18 protein-coding genes are annotated in these 24499 nt (G+C 73.4%); 11 read left to right on the forward strand and 7 right to left on the reverse strand.

All coding sequences use genetic code 11. The annotated features are described in order from the left end of the window. Positions 1-3 precede the first annotated feature (3 nt). Positions 4-1803, reverse strand: coding sequence for a 2-isopropylmalate synthase (locus tag ACIBST_RS23880; RefSeq protein ID WP_397174634.1), 1800 nt, complete (start codon positions 1801-1803; stop codon positions 4-6). An 18-nt stretch (positions 1804-1821) separates the two neighbouring features. Beyond that, positions 1822-2148, reverse strand: coding sequence for a hydroxyisourate hydrolase (locus tag ACIBST_RS23885; protein ID WP_357982008.1), 327 nt, complete (start codon positions 2146-2148; stop codon positions 1822-1824). 368 nt (positions 2149-2516) lie between these two features. On the opposite strand from ACIBST_RS23885, the gene ACIBST_RS23890 reads away from it, so the two are divergent. The 4 genes from ACIBST_RS23890 to ACIBST_RS23905 all read left to right on the forward strand — a co-directional run bounded on the left by ACIBST_RS23890 (position 2517) and on the right by ACIBST_RS23905 (position 8696). Beyond that, the gene (locus tag ACIBST_RS23890) at positions 2517-2711 is read left to right on the forward strand and encodes a hypothetical protein (protein ID WP_397174636.1); all 195 of its coding nucleotides are present in this window, start codon (positions 2517-2519) and stop codon (positions 2709-2711) included. Positions 2712-2926: 215 nt separating this feature from the next. Then, entirely contained in the window at positions 2927-5992 is a 3066-nt protein-coding gene (locus tag ACIBST_RS23895; protein ID WP_397174637.1) for a BTAD domain-containing putative transcriptional regulator, read from the forward strand. A 73-nt stretch (positions 5993-6065) separates the two neighbouring features. Then, positions 6066-7124, forward strand: a complete 1059-nt coding sequence (locus tag ACIBST_RS23900; RefSeq protein WP_397174639.1) for a glucose-1-phosphate thymidylyltransferase — start codon at positions 6066-6068, stop codon at positions 7122-7124. A 96-nt stretch (positions 7125-7220) separates the two neighbouring features. Then, entirely contained in the window at positions 7221-8696 is a 1476-nt protein-coding gene (locus ACIBST_RS23905) for an MFS transporter (RefSeq protein ID WP_397174867.1), read from the forward strand. A 73-nt stretch (positions 8697-8769) separates the two neighbouring features. On the opposite strand, the gene ACIBST_RS23910 is transcribed toward ACIBST_RS23905, so the two are convergent. Continuing rightward, the gene (locus ACIBST_RS23910; protein WP_397174641.1) at positions 8770-9978 is read right to left on the reverse strand and encodes an acyl-CoA dehydrogenase family protein; all 1209 of its coding nucleotides are present in this window, start codon (positions 9976-9978) and stop codon (positions 8770-8772) included. A gap of 174 nt (positions 9979-10152) precedes the next feature. Between ACIBST_RS23910 and ACIBST_RS23915 the strand changes: the two genes are divergently transcribed. The 3 genes from ACIBST_RS23915 to ACIBST_RS23925 are packed head-to-tail and all read left to right on the forward strand — an operon-like array spanning position 10153 to position 13122. Next, positions 10153-11328, forward strand: a complete 1176-nt coding sequence (locus ACIBST_RS23915; protein WP_397174642.1) for an acyl-CoA dehydrogenase family protein — start codon at positions 10153-10155, stop codon at positions 11326-11328. A gap of 11 nt (positions 11329-11339) precedes the next feature. Then, positions 11340-11741 (forward strand): SgcJ/EcaC family oxidoreductase, encoded by a 402-nt coding sequence (locus ACIBST_RS23920; RefSeq protein ID WP_397174644.1) that lies wholly within the window; start codon positions 11340-11342, stop codon positions 11739-11741. A gap of 1 nt (position 11742) precedes the next feature. Continuing rightward, entirely contained in the window at positions 11743-13122 is a 1380-nt protein-coding gene (locus tag ACIBST_RS23925) for an FAD-dependent oxidoreductase (RefSeq protein WP_397174869.1), read from the forward strand. A 61-nt stretch (positions 13123-13183) separates the two neighbouring features. Here the strand turns inward: ACIBST_RS23925 and ACIBST_RS23930 are convergent, their stop codons facing one another. Both ACIBST_RS23930 and ACIBST_RS23935 read right to left on the reverse strand, forming a co-directional pair. Then, positions 13184-14338: an epoxide hydrolase family protein gene (locus ACIBST_RS23930; protein WP_397174646.1), complete on the reverse strand. Its 1155-nt coding sequence runs from the start codon at positions 14336-14338 to the stop codon at positions 13184-13186. Between the two features lie 41 nt (positions 14339-14379). Next, a complete protein-coding gene (locus tag ACIBST_RS23935; protein ID WP_397174648.1) occupies positions 14380-15921 on the reverse strand; it encodes a 4-hydroxyphenylacetate 3-hydroxylase family protein in 1542 nt (513 codons plus the stop codon). Between the two features lie 153 nt (positions 15922-16074). On the opposite strand from ACIBST_RS23935, the gene ACIBST_RS23940 reads away from it, so the two are divergent. Together ACIBST_RS23940 and ACIBST_RS23945 are read left to right on the forward strand one after the other, a co-directional pair. Next, complete coding sequence (locus ACIBST_RS23940) at positions 16075-17067, forward strand: methyltransferase (RefSeq protein WP_397174649.1); 993 nt, start codon at positions 16075-16077, stop codon at positions 17065-17067. Next, positions 17064-18275: a cytochrome P450 gene (locus tag ACIBST_RS23945; RefSeq protein WP_397174651.1), complete on the forward strand. Its 1212-nt coding sequence runs from the start codon at positions 17064-17066 to the stop codon at positions 18273-18275. Before ACIBST_RS23940 ends, ACIBST_RS23945 begins: the two co-directional genes overlap by 4 nt. On the opposite strand, the gene ACIBST_RS23950 is transcribed toward ACIBST_RS23945, so the two are convergent. Next, on the reverse strand, positions 18262-19029 hold the full coding sequence (locus tag ACIBST_RS23950; RefSeq protein ID WP_397174653.1) for a hypothetical protein: 768 nt from the start codon (positions 19027-19029) through the stop codon (positions 18262-18264). The genes ACIBST_RS23945 and ACIBST_RS23950 overlap by 14 nt on opposite strands. Before the next feature lie 130 nt (positions 19030-19159). Between ACIBST_RS23950 and ACIBST_RS23955 the strand changes: the two genes are divergently transcribed. Next, positions 19160-22339 carry a S8 family serine peptidase gene (locus tag ACIBST_RS23955; RefSeq protein ID WP_397174654.1) on the forward strand — a complete coding sequence of 1060 codons (3180 nt, stop codon included), beginning with the start codon at positions 19160-19162 and terminating at the stop codon, positions 22337-22339. 85 nt (positions 22340-22424) lie between these two features. Here the strand turns inward: ACIBST_RS23955 and ACIBST_RS23960 are convergent, their stop codons facing one another. Beyond that, positions 22425-23390: an NADP-dependent oxidoreductase gene (locus ACIBST_RS23960; RefSeq protein ID WP_397174656.1), complete on the reverse strand. Its 966-nt coding sequence runs from the start codon at positions 23388-23390 to the stop codon at positions 22425-22427. A 113-nt stretch (positions 23391-23503) separates the two neighbouring features. Here ACIBST_RS23960 and ACIBST_RS23965 point away from each other — a divergent pair, with 113 nt between their 5' ends. Further along, a complete protein-coding gene (locus ACIBST_RS23965; RefSeq protein ID WP_397174657.1) occupies positions 23504-24484 on the forward strand; it encodes a GlxA family transcriptional regulator in 981 nt (326 codons plus the stop codon). Positions 24485-24499: the final 15 nt, after the last annotated feature.

Here is a 24499-nt window from a genome sequence, read left to right on the forward strand (position 1 = left end):
TCTCTATCGTCCCGCCATCAGCCGCCGGTTCCTGGCCGCGCGCCGGCGTCCGGGCTCGGGAAGGGGCAGCTCAGGGGCGGGGGAGGCGGGTGCGGAGGCCGGCGGCGGGTCCGCGCGGCGGGCGCGGGCCACGGCCGTGCCCACGGCGGCCAGGGCCGCGGCGACCGCGTCGGGCGCGGTCCCGGCGCCCCACGCCGTGCCGCCGTCTGTGCCGCCGTTTGAGCCGCCGTTTGAGCCGCCGTCTGTGCCGCCGTCTGTGCCGCACCGGGCGTAGACGGTCACCCCGCCGCCGGCGGCGACGGCCGCGCCGTCGAGGTGGTGCACGGCCCGGACCCGGACGCCGGCGGCCTCCAGCGCCGCGCGCAGCGCCGCCGCCGTCTCCGATCGGGCCTGCCCGTACGCGCCGCCGTCGACGTGCAGCGTGGCCACCGTCCCGGCGAGATCGCCGGGCAGGCCGCCGGGGTCGCCGGGGGGCAGGTACTCCTGCTCGAACAGCCGCCTGATGCGCTCCGGCTCGACCTCGCCCTGCCCGGCCTCCGCCATCGCCTGGACGGCCCGGCCCAGCTCGATCTGCAGCCCGCGCGGCAGCGTGATCCCGTACCGGGCGTTCAGCAGGTACGCCGGGCCGGCCTTGCCCGACTGGCTGGTGACCCGGACCACCGCCTCGTACGTGCGCCCGAGATCCCGCGGGTCCACCGGCAGGTACGGCACCTCCCACGGCAGCCCCGCCGGATCGCCCCCGGTACGGGCCGCCTCCCGGTCCATGGCGTCGAACGCCTTCTTGATCGCGTCCTGGTGGCCGCCGGAGAAGGCGGTGAACACCAGGTCGCCCCCGTACGGGTGGCGCGGCGGCACCGCGAGCCCGGTGCACTCCTCGACGACGCGCCGCACCCGGTCGAGGTCGGAGAAGTCGATGCCGGGGTCGACGCCCTGGGTGGCCAGGTTCAGGCCCAGCGTCACCAGGCAGACGTTGCCCGCCCGCTCGCCGTTGCCGAACAGGCAGCCCTCGACGCGCTGGGCGCCGGCCAGCATCGCCAGCTCGGCCGCCGCGACCCCGGTGCCGCGGTCGTTGTGCGTGTGCACCGACAGGCAGACGTGCTCGCGGTGCGGCAGGTTGCGGTGCAGCCACTCGATCTGGTCGGCGAAGACGTTGGGCGTCGAGCGCTCGACGGTCGTGGGGAAGTTCAGGATGATCGGCCGGTCGGGGCCGGGCTGCCAGACGTCCATGACGGCCGCGCAGACCTCCAGCGCGAAGTCAGGCTCGGTGTCGTGGAAATGCTCAGGCGAGTACTGAAACCGAACATCCCCCTCTTCGAGTAATTTATCGGCATATTTCATGACCAGTCGGGTTCCCTGGACCGCCAGGTCCTTGCACTCGTCCCGGTTCATCCCGAACACCAGCCGCCGCGCCAGCGGCGAGGTCGCGTTGTAGAGGTGGATCGTCGCCCCGGGCGCCCCGCTCACGCTCTCCACCGTGCGCTCGATCAGCTCGTCGCGCGCCTGGGTCAGCACGGTCACGCACACGTCGTCCGGGATGCGGTCGCGCTCGACCAGGAGCCGGACGAAGTCGTAGTCGTCCTGGCTCGCCGCCGGGAAGCCGACCTCGATCTCCTTGTAGCCCATGCCCACCAGCAGGTCGAACAGCACCAGCTTGCGGCCGGGGTCCATGGGCCTGGGCAGCGCCTGGTTGCCGTCCCGCAGGTCGGTGGACAGCCAGCGCGGCGGCGCGGTGAGCTCGGCGTCCGGCCAGGCGCGGTCGCCGAGCGGCATCCGGGGGAAGGGTCGATAGCGGCTGATCTTCATGTCCGGCCTCACTGTCCCTCAGCTGAGCGATCCGAAATAGACGGTCGAGAAATGCGGCGAGATCAGCACGACGATGTGGTTCACGGCGGTCTCGTCCACCATGCGGAAGGTGACGACGATCTCCGGATACGCCGGCCGCAGCCCGAGCCCGACGAAGTACGGGTCGGTGGCGAACACGATGCGGTACAGGCCGCGGTCGAGCGGGCGGTCGGCCCACTCGCTGACCGAGCCGTCCTGGTCCGTACGGGTCTCGGCTTCGAGCACCCACTGCCCGTCGGCGTCATGGTCCAGGCGTACGTGCAGGTCGGCCGCACCCCGGCCGTAGACCGCGTCCTGGGCTTGCACCGCTATTCCCATCGAACCTCTCCGAGTGGTCCGCGCGGGCCGTCCGCGCACATGGCCACCCGGACGACGACAGGTCGCGCCGCCCGGGCTCGCGCCCCAGGCTTCCGCCGCCGCCTATCCGCCGGACCTCCGGCCGCTATCGCCGCGCTATCGCCGTCCGATCGCCGCCGAGCGCGAAAAGAGGCGGCCGCCTTATTTCGCGCTATCCCCGCTATCGCCGGCGGGTGCGGGGATGGGGGTGCACAGCGTCCAACGTGCGCTGATGGCCGGTGAAAAGAAGATGGATAAAGGGCGAATTGCGCACCGTGTGAGCGTCATTTCCGAAGCCGCGGACGAAGACCGCGGTAATCACCCGGAGGTAGATCGAAATGACCGCGACCACCGCCATCACCGCCCGCGTCCGCCTCACCCTCGCGCTGCTGCTGGCCGCGCTGGCCGGCTTCGCCGCCATCGCCGCCGCGCCGGCCCCCGCGCACGCCGTTCCGTCCGCCGCGCAGCACGACACCGTCAACGGCACCATGGACTGGCCGTGGGGCCTGATCGAGGGCGTCTTTCAGCGCTGACGGTGACAGGCAACCCGGATCACCCTGAAACGCTCCAAAACTGGCCACGTACCCAATGGCGTTGTACCATCCACCCAACCATGGCAGAAACTTTTGAGGGGTAAGCACCAGTTACGCCGCTCATCATGGCAATCACGCCCGGATTCCGGTCGCTTCGGGAAAGATCATTGACCGAGGGCGATGATTTGTTTGAGGGGATGCGGGTGGAGTTTCGCGTGTTGGGTGCGCTCGAGGTAACCGCGAGCGAGAGACAGCTCGATCTCGGCGGGGCGCGGCAGCAGATCGTCCTCGCCGTCCTGATCCTGAACGCCAATCACTCGGTCACACTGGACCGCCTCGTCGAGGCGATCTACGATGAGGACCCTCCGGCCACGTCGCGCGCACAGGTGCAGATCTGCATCTCCGCGCTCAGGCGCCTGTTCAGCGCCCACGGCCACCCCGAGATGATCGTCACCACCCGGCAGGGCTACATGCTGCGCGCCCCCGCCGACGCGATCGACGCACGCCGTTTCGAGAGTCTTGTGAGCCGGGCCCGCAAGGCTCGCGACGGACGTTCCTTCCCCGAGGCCATCCAGCACTACCGCGAGGCGCTGGCGTTGTGGCGCGGCCCGGCTTTCGACGGCATCGACAGCAGGGCCGTGCAGGCGCTGGCCAGCGGGATCGCCGAGCAGCGCGTCACCGCCAACGAGGACTGCGTGCAGCTCGAACTGGACCTCGGCCGCCACCACGAGCTCGTCGGCGAGCTGGCCGCGCTGGTCCAGGAACACCCGCTCAGGGAGGGGCTGGCCGCCCAGCTCATGGTCGCCCTCTACCGTTCGGGACGGCAGGCCGAGGCCCTCCAGGTCTACCGCGACGCCCGGCGGGTCATCGTCGAGGAGCTGGGCATCGAGCCCAACGAACGGCTGCAGCAGCTCGAATCGGCCATCCTCACCTCCGACGAGAGCCTGGAGGCGCAGCCGCCCCCCGCGGCGGCCCCGGCCGAGCCGCCCGCCCGTCCGCCCGCGGTGCCCGGCATGCTGCCCTCCGACATCGCCGACTTCATCGGGCGGCAGGCCCAGCTCGACGTCATCAGGCAGCGGGTGACCGTCCCCCTGGCCGGGGACGGCCGCTTCGCCGTGCCCGTCATCGCGGTCGCCGGGCGGGCCGGGATCGGCAAGACCACGATCGCCGTGCACGCCGCGCACAGCGTCGCCGCGCACTTCCCCGACGGCCAGCTCTTCGCCGACCTGCACGGCGGCGTCTCCCGCCCGGTCCACCCGATGCAGGTGCTCGACCGGTTCCTGCGGGCCTGCGGCGTGCAGGGTACGGCGCTGCCCGACACCCTCGGCGAGCGGGCCGAGCTGTACCGCATGCTGCTGGCCGACCGCAGGATGCTCATCGTGCTCGACGACGCCGCCGCCGAGAGCCAGGTGCTGCCGCTGTTACCCGGCAGCCCGACCTCGGCCGTCATCACCACCAGCCGGACCCGGCTCGGCGGGCTGGCCGGCGCCACCCACGTGGACGTCGACCTCTTCGACGCCGCCCAGTCCGTCGAGCTGCTGTCCCGCATCGCCGGGGCCGAGCGCGTACGGGCCGAGCCGGAGTCGGCCGCCGCCCTGGCCGAGCTGTGCTGCTTCCTGCCCCTCGCGCTGCGCATCGCCGGCGCCCGTCTGGCCTCGCGCCCCCACTGGGCCGTGGAGCAGCTCGTGGACCGGCTCGGCGACGAGGCCCGCCGGCTCGACGAGCTCAAGCACGGCGACATGGGCATCAGGGCCAGCCTGTCGCTCACCTACGACGCGCTCGCCGAGCAGGCCCGCTGCCTGTTCCGCCGGCTGGCGATCCTGCACTCGCACATCTTCTCCGCCTGGACCGGCGCCGCCCTGCTCGACCGGCCGCTGGCCGACGCCCAGGACCTCTTCGACGACCTGGTCGACGCCCAGCTCATCGAGGTCGCCGGCGTCGGCAGGAACGTCAACGTCCAGTACCGCTTCCACGACCTCATCCGCGTCTACGCCCACGAGCGCCTGGCCGCCGAGGAGCCGCCCGCCGAGCGCAGCGCGGCGCTGGCCCGCGTGCTCGACGCGCTGCACCGGCTCACCGAGACCGCCAGGACCCGCGAGTACGGCCCGCCCGCCGGCCCCCACCTGCGGCCAGGCCCCGACTCGCCGCTCCCGGCCGAGCTGGTCGAGCGGCTGGTCGCCGACCCGATCGGCTGGTTCGAACGCGAGCGCCACGTGCTGCTGGCCGGCATCCGCCAGGCCGCCCAGGCCGGGTTCGTGGAGCTGTGCTGGCGCACCGCCATGAACGCCGAGCCCTTCTTCGAGCTGCACGTCTACCTCGACGACTGGCGCGAGATCCAGGAGATCGCCCTGGAGGCGGCCCGCCGGGCGGGGGACGAGCGCGGCCAGGCCGAGATGCTGTGCGTGCGCGGCACGCTGGCCCAGACCGAACAGCACTTCGGCGAGGCCAGACGCGACTTCGAGGCGGCCCTGACGCTGTTCGAGAAGACCGGCAACGTCGTGCAGATCGCCCGGTCCCGGCGGAACCTGGCGTTCCTGGAACGCATGAACGGCCAGCTGGACGCCGCCGCGACGCACCTGGAACAGGCGCTGGCCATCTTCACCGACATCGGCGACCAGATCTCGGCCGCGCACACGCTGGACAACCTGGCCGCCATCCGGTCGGAGTGCGGCGACATCGACGACGCCAAGATCATGCTGGCCGAGGCGCTGGTCCGCGGCAAGAGCGGCGGCAGCCGGCGCATCATCTCGCAGATCCTGCACCGGATGGGCCGGGTGCACCTGCAGGCCGAGGAGTTCGCGCTGGCGGCCGGCGCGTTCGAGGAGGCGCTCACGCTGGTGGAGGAGATCGGCGACACCGTCGGCGAGTCCTTCGCCCTGCACGGCCTCGGCATCGCCCACCTGCGCAGGGGACGCCTGCGCGAGGCGAACGACCTGCTGCGCCGGGCGCTGGCCGTGGCCGAGACCGCCCGCCACCGCCTGGCCGAGGCGCACGCCCTGGCCGGGCTGGGCGAGCTGGCCGTCACCGCGAACGAGCCCGGCGACGCGATCGGCCGCCTGCGCAAGGCGGTCACGCTGTTCCGCCAGATGCGCGCGCCGCTGTTCGAGGCGCAGACGCTCACGATGCTGAGCGAGGTGCTGGTCGCCCTCGGCGACGCCAGCGCGGCCGAACGGGCGCTGTCGCGGGTGCACGAACTGGCCGACACGGTCGACGAACGGGCCGGTCAGCGGCTGCGCGACGGCCTGTCCTCGGGCGCCGGGCTGGTGGAGGGCATCGGGTAGCCGGGCTTTCCTCACCGTCATCCCGCACTGTCAGAGATGCCCGCGGGGGCCCGCCGTTGGGATTCTGGCGAGCATGAAGGCTCTGGTGCTGTCCGGCGGGTCCGGCACCCGCATGCGTCCCTTGAGCCACTCCATGCCGAAGCAGCTCATCCCGATCGCCAACAAACCGGTCCTGGAGCACGTGCTGGAGAGCCTGCGCGGGCTCGGCGTGACCGAGATCGGCCTCGTGGTCGGCGACAGGGAGGCGCAGATCGCCGAGGTCGTCGGCGACGGCTCGCGGTTCGGGACGCGCGTCACCTACATCCGCCAGCTCCGCCCGCTGGGGCTGGCCCACTGCGTCAAGCTGGCGCGACCCTTCCTCGGCGGCGACGACTTCGTCATGTACCTCGGCGACTGCGTCCTGGCCGACGGCATCGGCCCGATCGCCGAGGAGTTCCACGCCTTGCGCCCGGCCGCCCAGATCGTGGTGCACCGGGTGGCCGACCCCCGGCCGTTCGGCGTCGTCGAGACCGACGAGACCGGCGCGGTGCTGCGGGTGGTGGAGAAGCCGGAACGGCCGCGCAGCGACCTGGTCATGACCGGCGTCTACTTCTTCACCCCGGCCGTCCACGAGGCGGTGGACCGCATCGTCCCCGGACGCCGGGGCGAGCTGGAGATCACCGACGCCGTCCAGTGGCTGCTGACCTCCGGCCAGGAGGTCAGGGCCAGCCTCTACCGCGGCTACTGGAGCGACGCCGGCCGCGTCGAGGACGTCCTGGAGTGCAACCGGCGGCTGCTGGCCCGGCTCTCCCGCGACATCGCCGGCCACGTGGACGCCGCCAGCCTGGTACGCGGCGACGTCGTGCTCGGCCCCGGCGCGCGGGTGGTGGCCTCCGTCGTCGAGGGACCGGCGATCATCGGCCCGGACACCCTGATCGTGGACAGCCACATCGGGCCCGGCACCTCCATCGGACGCGACTGCGTGGTGCGCTCCACCCGCCTGTCCGACTCCATCGTGCTCGACGGCGCCTCCATCGTGGCCGCCAGCGGCCTGCGCGGCTCGCTCATCGGGCGCTACACCACCGTCGCTCCCGGCCGCAGCGACCACCGTCTCGTGGTCGGCGACCACACGCGGATCGAGCTGACCACATGAACCCAGGGAACAAGGAGTGAGGACGTGACCGACGACGGCGCCCCGCGCGCGGGGCGGAAAGAGTGGCTCGGGCTGGTGGCGCTGTTCCTGCCCACGATGCTCGTGGCCCTGGACATCAGCGTGCTGTTCCTGGCCCTGCCGCACCTCAGCGCAGACCTGGGCGCGGACGCCACCCAGCAACTGTGGATCACCGACATCTACGGCTTCATGACCGCGGGGTTCCTGGTCACCATGGGCTCGCTCGGCGACCGGATCGGCCGCCGGCGGCTGCTGCTGGCGGGGGGCGCGGCCTTCGGCCTGCTGTCGCTGCTGGCCGCCTTCCCCACCAGCCCCGAGATGCTGATCGTGGCCCGCGCGCTGCTCGGCGTCGCCGGGGCCACGCTGCTGCCCTCGACGCTGTCGCTGATCGGCGTCATGTTCCGCGACCCCCGGCAGTTCGGCCTGGCCATGGCCGCCTGGGGCACGGCCTTCATGCTGGGCATCGCGCTCGGCCCGGTGGTCGGCGGCGCGCTGCTGGAGCGCTTCTGGTGGGGGTCGGTCTTCCTCATGGGCGTGCCGGTCATGCTCCTGCTGCTGGCCGCGGCCCCGCTGCTGCCGGAGTTCCGCGATCCGGCCGGCGGCCGGATCGACCTGGTCAGCGTCGTGCTGTCGCTGGCGGCGATCCTGCCGCTGATCTACGGCCTCAAGGCGGTCGCCCGCGACGGATGGGGCGCCGGTCCGGCCGTCGCGGTCGCCGCCGGGCTGCTGGTGGGGGCGGTGTTCGTGCACCGGCAGCGCGCGCTGGCCCACCCGCTGCTGGACGTGCGGCTGTTCCGCCACCGCGCGTTCACCGCCGCGGTGCTGATCGGGCTGCTGTGCGGGGCGCTGCAGACCGGGACCGGGATGGAGGTCGCGCTGTTCCTCCAGACGGTCGAGGGCATGTCGCCGCTGGAGGCGGGGCTGTGGCTGCTGGGCCCGGCCGTCGCGCTCATCGTCTCGATCAACCTCACCCCGCGGCTGGCCAGCCGGGTGCGGCCGGCGTACCTGCTGGGCGGCGGCATGGTGATCGCGGTCGTCGGGCAGCTCCTGCTCACCCAGGTCGTCGTGGGCGCGGTGACCGCGCTGATCGTCTTCCTGGGCGTGTGCTACTTCGGCGTCGGGCCGGTCGGCGGCATGATCAACCAGGTGGCGATGAGCACCAGCCCGCCGGAGCAGGCCGGTTCGGCCGCCTCGCTGGTGGCCACCGGCGGCGAGTTCGGCGTCGCGCTCGGCGTCGCGACCCTGGGCAGCCTCGGCACCGCGGTCTACCGGGGCACCTTCAGCCCGCCCGCCGGCACCCCGGCGCTCGCCCAGGACGGCATCACCGGCGCGGTCACCGTGGCCGGGCAACTGCCCGCCGACCAGGGCGCGGCGCTGCTCGGCGCGGCCCGCGAGGCGTTCACCGCCGGGCTGCACGCGGTCGCGTGGGCCAGCGCGGCCCTGTGCGCCGTGCTGGCCGTGCTCGCGCTGGTCCGCCTGCGCGGCGTGGCGCCCTTCGCCGGCGTGCACGACGGCCACCACCAGCCGGACCAGGAGCCCGTCCTGGTGGACTGAGCGCAGCCGTACGAGCCTGAGCGCACGGGAAGGCGGGCCCGGGGAACCGGGCCCGCCTTGGTCGTCCGAGGGCTCAGTCCAGGCCGAACCGGGCGCGGGACAGCTCCCGGTTGGCCAGGGCCGCCAGGTAGATCGCGAACCCGGCGTGGCTGTGCGTGGTGGACATGTCCCGCCAGATCCGCTCCATGCGCTGACCGTCCCTGACCGCGCTGGAACCGGCCGTCGGGAACAGGCAGCCCTCCACGGCCCGCCAGGCCAGCCGGGCGACCTCGCGGCTGACGGTGGCCAGGCGCACGTCCCGCTCCCTGGTGAACGCCTCCGGGCCCGCCGCGCAGGTCCGGCTCCACTGCTGGACGGCGTTCGTCATGGCCGCCTCGGCGGCGGCGAGCATGCCGGCGGCCTCGCCGTACCAGAACTGGTAGTCGGGGTCCTCGGCGCGGGTGGTGAACGGCGGGAAGATGGTCGTCCTGGTCCGCATCAGCTCCTCGTAGGCGTCCAGGGCGCCCTGGGCCATGCCGAGCACGACGGCCGCGCTGCCGAGCAGCATGACGCTGAGCGGCCCGCCGCCGTACTCGGGGTTGCCGTGCAGGTCCCGGCCCGGGGTGCCGCCGGTGACGACGGCCTGGCTGAGGTGGATCGGCAGCGTGAGGTGGCCGGGGACGCGGCCGCCCGCCATGGCGATGCTGTGCGAGCCGCTGCCCTTCAGGCCGAGCTGGCCGCCCCAGTCGTCCAGCCGCCGCCACTGGTCGCGCGGCGCGACGAACAGCATCGGCTGCCCGTCCACGACGACGTGGCCCATGAAGTGGGTGGCGTACGGGGCTCCCGAGCAGTAGCTCCAGGTGCCGTCGAGGAGCCACCCGCCCTCGCCGTCCGGACGGGCCGAGCCGCCGGGCGCGACCGTGGCCGGGCAGACGAAGTCCCCGCAGGCGAACAGCTCGCTCTGGGCCCGCTCGCCGAACAGCGTGGCCACCGCCAGCGTGTGCGCCGAGCCGAAGGAGTACATCCAGCCAGTGGACGGGCAACCCCGCGCGAGCGTCATCGACACCCGCATGAAGGTCTCCACGCCGAACTCGTAGCCGCCGAAGCGGCGGGGGACCAGGATGCGGTAGAAGCCCGCCCTGGCGAACGCCTCGTGGGTGTCGGGGGCGTAGTAGGTGCGCCGCTCCGTCTCGGCCTGGCGCTCGACCAGGGCGGGCACCATGGCCTCGGCCCTGGCGACGATCTCGTCGGGGGTGAGCCCGGGCTCGGGCGGAGCCATGGGGGCGTGGGTGACGGCTGTCATGCTGCGCGAACCCTTCGTCTCGGGTTTTCCCCCAAGGCTCGCCCGGCGCCGGTGACCTTCGCATCTCCGTGCGTGCCCGGCAATCCCGCACGCCGGAAGATGCGCCCGTCAACCGGCGAATGGGACGTTCAGGAAGCAGTGTCCCGACTGACGTCCCGGGAGGACATGGTGTTGATGACAGGTGCTCCGGCGCGGGAAGACCTCGTCCGCCGCGCGACGGAGGCAGGCCCTGTCCTGCGCAGGAACGCGGCCTGGGCGGAGGAGAACCGCAGGCTGCACGAGGAGACGATCGAGGCGCTGGCCGAGGCCGGCGTCTTCAGGCTGCGGACGCCGCGCCGCTACGGCGGTTTCGAGGCGGACACGCGCACCCTCGTCGAGGTCGCCGCCGAGCTGGGCCGCGCCGACGGCGCCGCGGCGTGGACGGCCTCGGTCTACTGGATCCCGACCTGGATGACCGCCCACTTCCCCGAGGCCGTCCAGGACGAGGTGTTCGCCACCCCCGACGTGCGCATCTGCGGCACGCTCAGCCCCACCGCGATGGCCGTGCGCGCCGAGGGCGGCATCGTGGTCAACGGCAAGTGGGGCTTCGTCAGCGGCGCCCACCACAGCCACTGGCAGGAGATCGTGGCCGTCGTCGTCGGCCCGGACAGCGAGCCCGAGCCGGTCATGGCGCTGGTGCCGATGAGCGACCTGACCGTCATCGACGACTGGCACACCTCCGGCCTGCGCGGCACCGGCAGCGTCAGCACCGTGGCCCAGGACCTGTTCGTCCCGGCCGCCCGGGTCATGCCGCTGGGCGCGATCCTCCAGGGACAGCACGCCGACGGCGTCAACGCCGGCTCCCCGATCTACCGCTCGCCGCTGCTGCCGGTGGCCGCCGCCTCCTCGGTCGGGACCGTGCTCGGCCTGGCCAAGGCCGCCCGCGAGGTCTTCTTCGAGCGGCTGCCCGACCGCAAGATCACCTACACCGGGTACGCCAGCCAGAGCGCCGCCCCGCTGACCCACCTCCAGGTCGCCGAGGCCACCTTCAAGATCGACCAGGCCGAGTTCCACGCCCACCGCCTGTCCGACACCGTGGACGCCAAGGACGCCGGCTCCGCCCAGTGGACGATCGAGGAGCGCGTACGCGCCCGCGCCGACATGGGCGCCGTCTGCCGCCTGGCCAAGGAGGCCGTCGACATCCTGGCCACCGCCAGCGGCGGCTCCTCCATCTACAGCGACGTGCCCATCCAGCGCATCGCCCGCGACGTGCACGCCGTCAACCAGCACGCCCTCATGCACCCCAACACCAACGCCGAGCTGTACGGGCGGATTCTGTGCGGCCTCGAACCCGACACCCTCTACATCTGAAGGAGATCGCCATGACCACCGTGTCCGCCCCCGACCAGACCCTCGCCGTCGCCGCCCTGCCGCAGCAGATCATCGCCGCGTGGGCCGCCCACGACGCCGAGGCGTTCGCCGCCGTCTTCACCGAGGACGGCTCCATGATCCTGCCCGGCGTGTACCGCAAGGGCCAGGCCGAGATCCGCGCCTTCATGGCCCACGCCTTCGCCGGGCCGTACCAGGGCACCCAGGTCACCGGGCAGCCCATCGACCTGCGTTTCCTGGCCGAGGACGTCTGCCTGCTGACCACCGAGGGCGGCGTGCTGGCGGCCGGCGAGAGCGAGGTCGCCCCCGAGCGCGCGGTCCGCGCCTCCTGGCTGGCCGTCTGCCGCGACGGGCAGTGGAAGCTGGCCGCCTACCAGAACAGCCCGCGTGACTGAGATGGCCGCTCACGTCGCACAGCGCGCGGTGGTGCTCGGCGGAGGCATGGCGGGGCTGCTGGCCGCGCGCGTGCTCGCCGAGCACTGCGCCGAGGTCCTGCTGGTGGACCGGGACACGCTGACCGGCGCGGCGGGCCCGCGCCGGGGCGTGCCGCACGGCTGCCACGCCCACGCCCTGCTGGCCCGCGGCCAGCAGATCCTGGACGAGCTGTTCCCCGGTCTCACCCAGCAGATGATCGACGACGGGGTGCCCGCCGGAGACCTGGCCACCAGCCTGCGCTGGTACTTCAACGGCCGCCGGCTGCGCCCGGCCCCCACCGGCCTGATCAGCGTCTCGGCCACCAGGCCCGTCCTGGAGGAGCAGGTCAGGAACCGCGTCTCGGCCCTGCCCAACGTGCGCTTCCTGGAGCGCACCGACATCCTCGGGCCGACCGCGACGCCGGCCCGCGACCGGGTCACCGGCGTCCGCGTGCGCGGGACGGACGGCGTCGAGGAGCACCTGGCCTGCGACCTGCTGGTGGACGCGACGGGCCGCGGCTCGCGCACCCCCGCCTGGCTCCAGGAGCTCGGCTTCCCCCGGCCCGACGAGGACCGCGTGAAGATCGGCCTGGCCTACACCACCCGCCACTTCCGCCTGCGCCGCGACCCGTACGGCGAGGACCTGTCCATCAACCCCGTCGCCTCGCCCGCGAACCCGCGCGGCGCGTTCTTCCCCAAGCTGCCCGGCGACATGAGCATGCTCTCCCTCACCGGCATCCTGGGCGACCACCCGCCGGCCGACCTGGAGGGCTTCCTCGCCTTCGCCAAGTCCCTGCCCGTGCCCGACGTCTACGACGCCGTCCGCGACGCCGAACCGCTCGACGAGGGCGTCACCTTCACCTTCCCGGCCAGCGTGCGGCGCCGCTACGAGCGTCTGCCCGCCTTCCCCGACGGCCTGCTGGTGCTGGGCGACGGCGTGTGCAGCTTCAACCCCGTCTACGGCCAGGGCATGACCGTCGCCGCCATGGAGGCGATGATCCTGCGCGAGCACCTCCAGGCGGGCGCGGTGCCGCCGTGGCGGGCCTTCTTCAGGGACATCTCGCGGGTCATCGACGTCCCGTGGGACATCTCCGCCGGCGCCGACCTCGCCTTCCCCGGGGTGGAGGGGCGGCGTACCGCCAAGGTGCGGATCGGCAACGCCTACATGGCGCGCCTGCACGCCGCGGCGGCCCGCGACGGCGCGGTCACGGCCGCGTTCATGCGGGTGGCCGGGCTGGTGGACCCGCCGCAGGCGCTCATGCGGCCCGCGCTCATGCTGCGGGTCCTGTGCCAGAGCGGCGGCGGCCCGGCGACGGCCGCCGCCTCCGAGCAGCGTCCGCAGGTGCCGCTGCTCAAGTCCTGACCCCGTCCGAACGACGAAAGGACGCCGGCGGATCCCGCCGGCGTCCTTTCCGTCCGTACGGCTACCTCAGCGGGCGGGCGAACGCGCGGACGTCGCCCACCAGCAGCTCCGGCTGCTCCATGGCGGCGAAGTGGCCGCCCCGCTCGAACTCGGTCCAGTGGCTGATCGTCGGGATGTCCCGGTCGGCCAGCCGGCGCACCGGCACGAAGATGTCCCTGGGGAAGACCGCCACGCCCACGGGCACGGTGATGGGCGGCGGCCGGTGCCCCTCGGCGGCCATCTTCAGCCCCGCCGCGCCCTCGTAGTAGAAGCGCGCCGACGACCCGGCCGTCGCGGTCAGCCAGTAGATCGACACGTTGGCCAGCATCCGGTCCCGGTCCACGGCGTCCTCGGGCGACTTGTCGGAGTCCGTCCAGTCGTGGAACTTCTCCACGATCCAGGCGAGCTGCCCCACGGGCGAGTCGGTGAGCGCGTACGCCAGCGTCTGCGGACGGGTGGACTGCAGCTTCATGTAGCCCGACAGCTCCTCGTCGAACCGGGCCAGCCCGGCCAGCCGCCCCTGCTCGGCGGGCGTCAGGCCGGCCAGCTCGGCCGGGTCGCCCGAGGGGAAGGCCATCAGCATGTTGACGTGCGCGCCGATCACGTGCTCGGGGGCCAGCCTGGCCAGCTCCAGCGAGATCACCGCGCCCGCGTCGCCGCCCTGCGCCAGGTAGCGGTCGTAGCCCAGCCGGCGCATCAGCTCGGCCCACGCCAGCGCCACCCGGTACGGATGCCAGCCCGCCTCCCTGGTGTGCCCCGAGAACCCGAACCCCGGGATCGACGGGATGACCAGGTGGAAGGCGTCGGCCGGGTCGCCGCCGTGCGCGCGCGGGTCGGTGAGCGGCCCGATCACGTCCAGGAACTCGGCGACCGAGCCCGGCCAGCCGTGCGTCAGCAGCAGCGGCACGGCCTGCGGCTCCGGCGAGCGCACGTGCAGGAAGTGCACGTCGGCGCCGTCGATCTCGGTCACGAACTGCGGGTGCCGGTTCAGCTCGGCCTCGGCCGCCCGCCAGTCGAAGCCGTGCCGCCAGTGGTCGGCCAGCTCCTTGAGGTAGCCCAGCGGCACGCCGCGCTCCCAGCCGGTGCCGGGCAGCTCGTCCGGCCAGCGGGTGGCGTCGATCCGGCGGTGCAGGTCGGCCAGGTCGGCCTCGGGGATGTCGATGCGGAATGGACGCATGGGTGGTCCGCCCTTCTTCGGTCAGGGGTGGGTCGGGCAGGTCAGCCGGTGCCGGTGCGCCGCAGCTCCTCGAAGGAGGACAGGTCGGGCACCGTCCAGCCGTCCAGGTCGTACTCGCCGAGGCAGCGGTCGACGAAGGCCGCGTACTCGTCGAGCTGGCCGCCGGCCATCTGCGAGAACAGCAGCTCGACCCGGGTGTTCTCGTGGTTGCCGCCGTAGTTGCGCTCGTAGAGCTCGTGGCGGCCGCCGAACTCCGAGCCGATCGCGTCCCACAGCAGCTTCATCACCTTGACGCGGCCCTCGGCGTCGGTGCCGTCCGAGCCGCGCAGGTATTTGTCCAGGTACGGGCGGATGTCCGGGTTCTTGAAGTCGGCCGCGCCGGAGTTGACGTAGATGAGCCCGCTGGCCACGTCCTGCAGCACGATCTCCTTGATCCGCGGATAGCCGATCTGCATGAACCAGCGATAGGCCAGGCCGTACTGCGGGTTGGGCAGCAGGGCGCCGTTGCGCCACTCGACCGGGTTGCGGGCGGCGGCGTCCGACAGCGCCCAGAACAGGTTGCGCCAGGCCAGCACCTCGCCGATCCGGGTCTGCACGCCGCGGAAGTCCTTGGTGCCGGTGATCTCCAGCGCCCTGACCAGCAGCCCGGCGATGAACTCCAGCTTGACCGCCAGCCGGGTGCAGCCGTGGAAGGTGAACCGCTCGGTGAAGCCCGACTGGCCGGTGAACAGCTGCGCCTTGCCCAGGTCGCCGTAGATGAACACGTTTTCCCAGGGGATGAGCACCTTGTCCAGGACGAGGATGCTGTCGTTCTCGTCCAGCCGGGAGGAGAGCGGGTAGTCGAACGGGCCGCCGGTCAGCGCCGCGTTCATGCCGTAGGACGGGCGGCAGATCAGCTTCAGGCCCTGCGCGTCCATCGGCACGGTGGCCACCAGCGCGAACTCGCGCTTCTTGACCGGCAGGCCGTAGTGGGCGATGAAGTTGTAGTGCGTCAGCGCCGAGCCGGTCGCCACCACCTTCGCGCCGCTCACCACGAGCCCCGCGTCGGTCTCCCGCTCGACGTGCACGTAGACGTCGTTGACCTCGTCCGGCGGCCGGTTGCGGTCGACCGGCGGGTGCACGATCGCGTGGTTCCAGAACAGCACCTTCTCCTGCGACTCGCGGTACCAGCGGCGGGCGTTGCCGTCGAAGGGCGCGTAGAAGCCGGCGTTGGCGCCGAGCGTGCCGAGGAAGGAGGCCTTGTAGTCGGGGCTGCGGCCCATCCAGCCGTAGCTCATCCTGGCCCACGTCGCGATGGCCCGCTGGTCGGCGACCAGGTCCTCGATCGTGCGCGGGGTGGTGAAGAAGCGGTGCGTGTAGCCCTCGCCGCCGCTGTCGGTGGGGCAGGTCAGCAGCTCACGGGTGCCGTCGGCGTGGAGGGCGTCGTAGAGCCTGGCGGTCATCCGCACCGGGTTGTGGAACGCCGGATGCTCGGTGACGTCCTTGACGCGGTCACCGTAGAGGTAGATCTCACGATCGTCACGCAGGCTCTCGACGTACTCGCCGCCCGTGAGCGGGCGGGTCTTCGGCGCGGCATCGGGCATCGGACATCTCCCAGGGCAGGCAGCACGGTGCATCCTCAGCGTGGCACCCGCGCCCGCGGCGGCCATCTCGCGATGTGCGCTGTTCCGCCGGCGCGGGCGCGGGCGGCATTCTGGAAGGTGCCCGTGCCCGCGCCCCGATGTGACGATGACCGCGTGACTGAGCATCGCCTGTGGGCGCTGGCCCACCTGGGAACCCCGATGGCGATCCGGGTGGCCGCGACGCTGAGGATCGCCGACCGGCTCGCCAAGGCGCCGGCCACCGGCGCCGAACTCGCCCCCGCCGTGGGCGCCGATCCCGGCGTGCTGGAGCGCCTCATGCGCTACCTGGCCGCCAGGGGGGTGCTCGGCCGCGACGACGACGGCAGGTACACCCTGACCGCGATCGGCGAGGAGCTGCGCGACGACCATCCGGCCGGGATGCGCGCCATGCTGGACATCGAGAGCTGGGAAGGCCGGGCCGAGCTGGCCTTCGCCCACCTGCTGCACAGCGTGCGCACCGGCGAGGCCGCCTTCCCCCGCCAGTTCGGCCGCTCGTTCTGGGCGGACCTGGCCGCCGACCCCGGCCGCGCCGCCGCCTTCGACGCGCGCATGGCCGCCGAGGTCCCCGGCCGGGCCCCCGCCATCGTGGCCGGCTACGACTGGGGGAGCCTCGGCCGGATCGTCGACGTCGGCGGCGGCGACGGATCGCTGCTCATCGCGCTGCTCACCGCCTACCCGGGCCTGCGCGGCACGGTCGTCGACCAGCCCGCCACCGCGCGGGCCGCCGCCGCGGCGCTGGCGGCCGCCGGACTGTCCGGCCGCGGCGAGGCCGTGGCGGGCAGCTTCTTCGACCCGCTGCCGCCGGGCGCCGACGGCTACCTGCTGTCGTGGATCCTGCACGACTGGGGCGACGACGACGCCGCCGTCATCCTGGGCCGCTGCGCCGAGGCGGCCGGGCCGGGCGGCTCGGTCTTCGTGGTGGAGGACTTCGGCCCCGACGGCGAGTCGCCGCGTACCGGGATGGACCTGCGCATGCTCGTCTACTACGGCGGACGCGAGCGCGCCGTCGCCGACCTGCGGGCCCTGGCCGCGCGGTGCGGCCTGGAGGTCGCCTCGGTGCATCCGGCGGGCGCGCTGCGGATCGTCCGGCTGGTGGCAGGCCCGTGACCCCCGCCGAGATCGTCGCCGCCCTGGTCGCCCCCGAGGGGCGCCGCGACCCCTACCCGCTGTACGAGCTGCTGCGCGCCCACGGCCCGGTCGTCCCGGTACGTCCCGGTCTCACCGTCGCCGTCGGGTACGCCGAGATCAACCGCGCGCTGCGCGACAACCGCCTCCGCGTCCAGGACGCCGCCGGGTACGACCACATCTATCCCGCCTGGCGCTCGCACTCCTCGCTGCGCGGCTACACCGACTCCATGCTGTACCGCAACCCGCCCGGCCACACCCAGACCCGGCGCCTGGTCAGCAGCGGCTTCACGCCCGCCCGGGTGGCCGGGATGCAGGAGTCGGTCGAGCGGATGGTCCACCGGCTGCTGGACCGGCTGGCCGACCTCGGCGCCGGCGGCACGCCCGTCGACTACATCGCCGAGTTCGCCTCCCGGCTGCCGATCGCCGTCATCAGCGCGCTCATCGGCGTGGCCGAGGAGGACCAGAAGTGGTTCCGCCAGGTCGCCTCGGACCTGACGATCGCCCTGGAGGGCATCACCAACGTCGCCAGGCTGTCCATCGCCGACAAGGCCATGGACGAGCTGGCCGGCTACTTCGGCGAGCTGATCGACGACCGCCGCCGCCACCCCGCCGACGACATGCTGACCGCGCTCGTCCGCGCCCACGACGACGGCACCCGGCTCAGCCACGACGAGCTGGTCGGCAACCTCATGCTGCTGCTGACCGCCGGGTTCGAGACGACGAGCTTCCTGCTCGGGCACGGGCTGCGGCTGGCGTTCGAGCACCCGGGCCAGGCCGCGCGGCTGCGCGGGGAGCCGGGGTTCGCCGCCGCGTACGTGGAGGAGGTCCTGCGGTTCGAGGCGCCCGTCCAGGCGACCAGCCGGTGGGCCGAGACGGCGACCGACGTCTCCGGCGTCCCGGTGCCGGGCGGGACGAAGGTCGTCCTCATGCTGGCCGCCGGGAACCGGGACCCGCGCCGCTTCCCCGACCCGGCCCGCTTCGACCCGGACCGTCCGGACGTCCAGCCGCTCAGCTTCGGCGCCGGGCCGCACTTCTGCCTGGGGGCGCCGCTGTCGCGCATGGAGGCCCGCATCGCGCTGCCGCTGCTCCTGCGGCGCTTCCCGGCGCTGTCCGCGGCCGAGCCGCCCGACCACCGCGACCGCTGGGTGGGCCGCGGCCTCCACCGCTTCCTCATCACCACCTCCTGACCGCCGCTGATCCGCCCCCAGCCCCCCGCCGGGCCGCCACCAGGGAGGCCGCCACGAGAACGGTGAGCACGCTCCAGTACAGGAAACCGCTCACCCGCGTCACCGCCAGGTTCTCGCCCAGGTGAACCAGGCCGGGAACCAGGTAGACGGCGGCGGCCAGCGCCCAGCGGCCGTCCCGGGCGGCCAGCGTGGCGGCCAGGACCAGCAGCAGGACCACCACCTCGACACCGGCCCGCACGACGCCCAGGACCGGCCCGTGCACGAGCTGCAACCCCCAGCAGACCGGCGGGACGACCAGCCACCACGGCGACCGGACCGGCATCGTCGCGCCCCACCACCGGCCCTTCCCCGACGTGCGACCTGCCCCCGTCCGCCGGACGGCCAGTACCGCCGACACGACCGCGACCACCCAGTACGGCGCGACCGGCGCGAGATCGCCGTACAGCGGCCCGACGTCGACGACCGGGTCGTGGAACCCTCCCAGGACGATGGGCCAGCTCGCCTGGAGCGCGGCGACCGCCGCGAGCGGAGCCGCGACCCGCGTCCATCCCCGCACCAGCGCCACCACCAGGACGACCCCGAGCGCGGTCCACACCTTGTAGGTGAGGTAGGGCAGGACGGGCAGCTGCGCGACGGTGACGACCGCCACGGCCAGCGCGCCGAGGTGCAGGCCGTCGGCCCACCCCGGCACGCCGCCCGGCTCGGGATAGGCGTGCAGAATGCGACGGTAGCGCTGTTCGAGAACACGGTTCATGCGGCCTCTCCCTGCGAGCTTGGCGCAACTGTCGCACAGGCGGGTGGATCCCTCAATGCCGGACGGCTGGCGACGTGGCTCATAACGCTTGACGACGGTTCGTCCAAGTAGGGGTGTGGCATTCACAACTTTGCGAACAGGATTGGTGGCCGCCGTGCTGGCCGGTTCCCTGGGAGCCGGCACGGCTCAGGAACCCTCCTTCGCCGCGGTCCCGGCAGAAACCGGCCCGGTCGTGTCCGGCAGCGTGACGCTCCTGACCGGGGACAAGGTGACGGTCAGCGGCCGTGGCCACCGGGTGGACAGCGCCCCCGGCCGGCGGGTCCGCTACTCGGCGCAGGTTCGCGACGGACACCTCCACGTGATCCCCTCGGACGCGTTCCCGCTCGTCAGCGAGGGGCTGCTCGACGAGCGGCTCTTCGACGTGACACAGCTCCTGGCCTGGAGGTACGGCGACGCCGACACGAACGAGATCCCGCTGATCAGCCAGACCCAGGGGGACGGGCCGGCCCCGGCGCTGAGCGGGACCCGCCTGACCCGCAAGCTCGACGACCTCGGCGTGGCGGCGGTGCGGGTGCCGAAGAGCACCGCCGCGCGGACGTGGCGGGACCTGGTGAGCGGGGCCCGCACGCCGGCCGCGGGGAAGGGCAAGATCTGGCTCGACGGGCGCCGGTCGTTCGCGCTGGACCGCAGCACCGCGCAGATCGGCGCGACCGAGGCGTGGAAGCAGGGGTTCACCGGCCAGGGCGTCACCGTGGCCGTGCTCGACAGCGGCTACGACGCCGGTCATCCCGATCTCAAGGGCGTCGTCACCCAGGAGCGCAACTTCTCCGACGAGCCGGACATGACCGACCGCGTCGGCCATGGCACGCATGTCTCCTCGATCGTCGCCGGGGCCGGGACGAAGTACCGAGGCGTCGCGCCGGGGGCCCGCATCGCCGTGGGGAAGGTGGGCGGCGTCAACGGCATCTCCGACTCGGCGTTGCTGGCGGGCATGGAGTGGGCCGCCACCGAGGCCCACGCCAAGGTCGTCAACATGAGCCTCGGCGCGGCGGACGAACCCGGCGACAATCCCGTCGAGCAGGCGGTGAACACCCTGTCGGAACGGACGGGCGCCCTCTTCGTGGTGGCGGCCGGCAACAACGGCGGCGAGGGGGCCGTGACCAGCCCGTCCACCGCGGACGCGGCGCTCTCCGTGGGCGCCGTCGACCGGTCGGACCAGGTGTCCACGTTCTCCAACAAGGGCCCCAGAACGGGTGATCACGCCATCAAGCCCGAGATCACCGCCCCCGGCGTGGACATCGTCGCCGCCGCGGCCGCGGGCACCGCCGACGGGCCGCACGTGGCGCACAGCGGGACCTCCATGGCCGCGCCGCACGTGAGCGGCGCGGCGGCGATCCTCGCCCAGCGACACCCCGGCTGGACCGGGCAGCAGCTCAAGGCCGCGCTGGTCGGCAGCGCCAGGCCCACCAGCGGGACCGGCCTCTACGATCAGGGCGCCGGGCGGGTGGACGTGCCCCGCGCGCTGGCCCAGCCGGTGATCGCCTCTCCCGCCACGGTCTGGGCCGCCTTCCCGTGGCAGCACGCCGGTGGCGACCGGGCGACCCGGACGATCACCTACACCAACGACGGGGACGTCCCCGTCACCCTGAGCCTCACGACCGACAGCGACGTGCTCAAGCTGCCGCAGGACAGGCTGGAGGTCCCGGCGGGCGGGCAGGCGTCCCTCACCCTCACCGTCGACGTCACCGGCAAGCCCGCCGGCGACTACCCGGGCGTGCTCACCGCCACCTCCGGCGACGTGATCCTCCGCACGCCGGCGGGCGCGTACGTGGAGCCGGAGTCCCACGACGTCACCGTCAGCACGGTCGGCAGGTCGGGCGCCGCGCCCCCCGTGGTGTTCGGAATGGTCTACGACCAGGCGAGCGGCGCCCAGCGGACCCTCAACTTCCGCGACGGGGTGGCCAGGGCACGGCTCCCGAAGGGCGCCTGGAACCTCTACACCGAGATCTACGACTTCGACCCCGTCGTCCTGACGACCGGGCACCGGCCGCTCACGATCGAGCACGACGACCTGCGCGTCACGATCGACGCGCGCGAAGGCAGGCGGATCCGGTTCGCCGTGGACGACCCCACCGCCGCGGCAGACCCGGCGTTCGGCCTCTACCTCGCCAACGGTCCATGGCAGTACGGCTGGTACTCCTCCGGCCAGGACCCCGATGAGAGCTACTACGTCATCCCCGTCCGGCAACCCGGGCTCACCTACGAGTCCTGGAGCGTCTGGCACAAGAAGGGCGCCACGCCCAGCCCCTACCGGTACGACCTCGTCGACCGCCGTACCGGCGGCATCCCGGACGACCCCACCTATTCCGTGCGGACCAGGGACCTGGTCAAGGCGTCGGAGACGTTTCGCGCCTCGGGCGCGGCCGGCACGGGCACCATGTGGACGGGACCGCTGGACCCGGCCGGCGTCGGGGCGCTCACCCTGCCCACCAGGGACATCCCGCTGCCCTCGGCCATGACGCACTACCGGAGCCCCGGGTTCGCCTGGTCCTCGGAGTTCCAGACGGGCGGCTCCCGCCAGGTCGGCACGAGCCCGGTGCGCGAGCGCGCCTTCTCCGAGGTCTGGAACGCGGCGGTCGCGGGCCCGTCGTTCGCCACGCCCGGCGGCAGCCGTGACGGAGACACGGTCCGCTTCTCCGCGGGCCGGCTCTACACCGACGGCGTCGCCGGGCTGACCGGCATGGACGCCACCGCCACCGGCACCGTGACCCTCTCGCGCGACGGCAGGCAGCTCGCCACGAGCGACATCGCCGGGTGCGCGCCGGGCGACGGCGGGCAGTGCGCGCTGTCCGCGACGCTGCCGCAGGACGCCGGCACCTACACCCTCGCCGCGTCCTCGCGCAGGGACATGTCCGTCAACGCCCTGTCCACGGGGGTCGAGGCCGTCTGGACGTTCCGCTCGGCCCGTACGGCGCGGGCCACGCCCCTGCCGCTGACGGCGGTCAGGTACGCGCCCAGAGGGCTCGACACCGCCAACCGGGCCGCACCCGGATCACGGACCCACCTGTCGATCTGGACCGAACGCAACCCCGGCGCGCGCGGCGCCGCGGTGCGCGCGGTCGAGCTGGAGTTCTCCACCGACGACGGCGCCACGTGGCAGCCCGTCAGGACCCGGGCAGCCGCCTCCGGCTGGACGGCGACCGTCGCCAACCCGGGCTCGCCGGGTTTCGTCTCCCTGCGCGCGACGGCCAGGGACGCCGCCGGTGACAGCGTCACCCAGACGGTGACCCGCGCCTACGCGATCGGCTGACCGCGCCCCGGGCCGCCGGACGGCGGCCCCGCCCCGGGCGGCGACCGGCGCGAGCCGCCCGCCGGTCGCCGCCCGGCGGGCGGTCTCAGCCGGTCACGGTGAGGACGAGCTTGCCGCGGGTGCGGCCGGTCCGGAGCCGGGCGTGGGCCGTGCCGGCCTGCTCCAGCGGGAAGGTCTCCGCCACTTCGACGGCCACCTCGCCCGCGTCGATCAGGCCGGCGATCGTGGTCAGCGCCGCGCCGTCCGGCTCGACCAGGCACGGGGTGGCGCGCACGCCGGGCGCCTCGGCGGCGCGGGCCAGCTCCGGTGACACGCCGGCCGTGAGGGCGACCAGCAGCCCGCCGGGACGCAGGACCTTGAGCGAACGGGTGCTGGTCCGGTCATGGGCGTCGCCCACCAGGTCGATGACGACGTCCACGTCCGTGACGGCGTCCTCGAAGCGGGTGGTGGTGTAGTCGATGGTCTCGTCGGCGCCGAGTTCCTTGAGCCAGGGGTGGCGGGCCGCGCTGGCGGTGGCGATCACGTGGGCGCCCAGGTGCCGGGCGAACTGGACCGCGAAGTGCCCGACCCCGCCGGCGGCGGCCGTGACCAGGACGCGCCGGCCGGGCCGCACGCGGGCGGTGTCGGTCAGCGACTGCCAGGCGGTCAGCGCCGCCAGCGGCACGGCGGCCGCGTGCACGTGGTCGAGGGTGGACGGCTTGCGGGCCCACTGGCGGGCCGGCGCGGTCACGTACTCGGCGTAGCCGCCGGCGGCGCGCGGGAACCACGGCATGCCGTACACCTCGTCGCCGGGCGCGAGCGTGGTGACGCCGAAGCCGACCTCCTCCACGACGCCGGAGACGTCCCAGCCCAGGATCAGCGGGAGCGTCTGCAGCCCCGCCATGCCCTGGCCCTCGCGGGTCTTCCAGTCCACCGGGTTGACGCCGGCGGCGTGCACCCGCACCAGCACCTCGGTCGGCAGCGGCTCAGGGCGCGCGACCTGCTCGACGGTCAGCACCTCCGGCCCGCCGAACTCCCTGACGGTGACGGCCCGCATGTCGTCCTCGCTCATGTCAGTCTTCCCTTCTTCACGCCGGAACCGCCGTCCCGGCAGACAGAAAGGGTGGCGCGGGCCCGCGGAGGCGGGTGAGTGGCCGGGAAGTCATCTGTCGTACTATTCCGGCCATGCCACATCGTGTCGCCGTGCTCGCCCTCGACGGGGTCCTGCCGCTGGACCTGGGCATCCCGGCCCGGGTGTTCAACGCGGCCCGCGCACCGGACGGAACCCCTCTGTACGCCGTCAGCACCTGCTCGCTCGGCGGCCGGCCGGTGCGCACGCACGAGGACTACCAGATCGTCGTCAACCATGACGAGTCGCTGCTGGAGACCGCGGACACCGTCGTCATCGCCACTCAGGAGCCCGGCGAGCACCTGCTCGCGACCGGCGCGCTGTCCGGGGAGCTGGCCGCGGCGCTCGGCCGGATAGGGCCGCGGACCCGCATCGTCAGCCTGTGCACCTCGGCCTTCCTGCTGGCGGCGGCCGGTCTGCTGGACGGCCGGCGAGCCACCACGCACTGGATGCTGTGCGACACGCTGGCCCGGCTGTTCCCAGGCGTCGAGGTCGATCCGGACGTGCTGTTCGTCGACAACGGACGCATCCTCACCTCCGCCGGCGGCGCGGCCGGCATCGACCTGTGCCTGCACCTGGTCCGTCTGGACCACGGGGCGGCGGTGGCCTCGACCGCCGCCCGGCACTGCGTGGTGGCGCCGTGGCGCGAAGGCGGGCAGGCGCAGTTCATCGAGCACCCGGTTCCGCAGGACACCGACCGGTCCACCTCGGCGACCCGGCAGTGGGTCCTGGACCGGCTGGCCGAGCCGGTCACCCTGGAGGACATGGCCCGGCACGCGCACATGAGCGTGCGCACCTTCACCCGGCGGTTCCGCGGCGAGGTGGGCAGCAGCCCGCAGAAGTGGCTGGCGCAGCGGCGGCTGGCGCACGCGCGCCTGCTGCTGGAGTCCACCGACCTGAGCGTGGCGCGGATCGCCGCCGCCTGCGGCTTCGGCGACCCCGTCGCCCTGCGCAAGCACTTCCACACCTACCTGGGCCTGTCACCGCTGGCCTACCGTCGCGCCCACAACGCACCGGAACCGATGACGGCACGGTGAGCGCCCCGGCCGGGA

It is taken from the genome of Nonomuraea sp. NPDC049684 (genome assembly GCF_044465345.1).
Lineage (GTDB): Bacteria > Actinomycetota > Actinomycetes > Streptosporangiales > Streptosporangiaceae > Nonomuraea.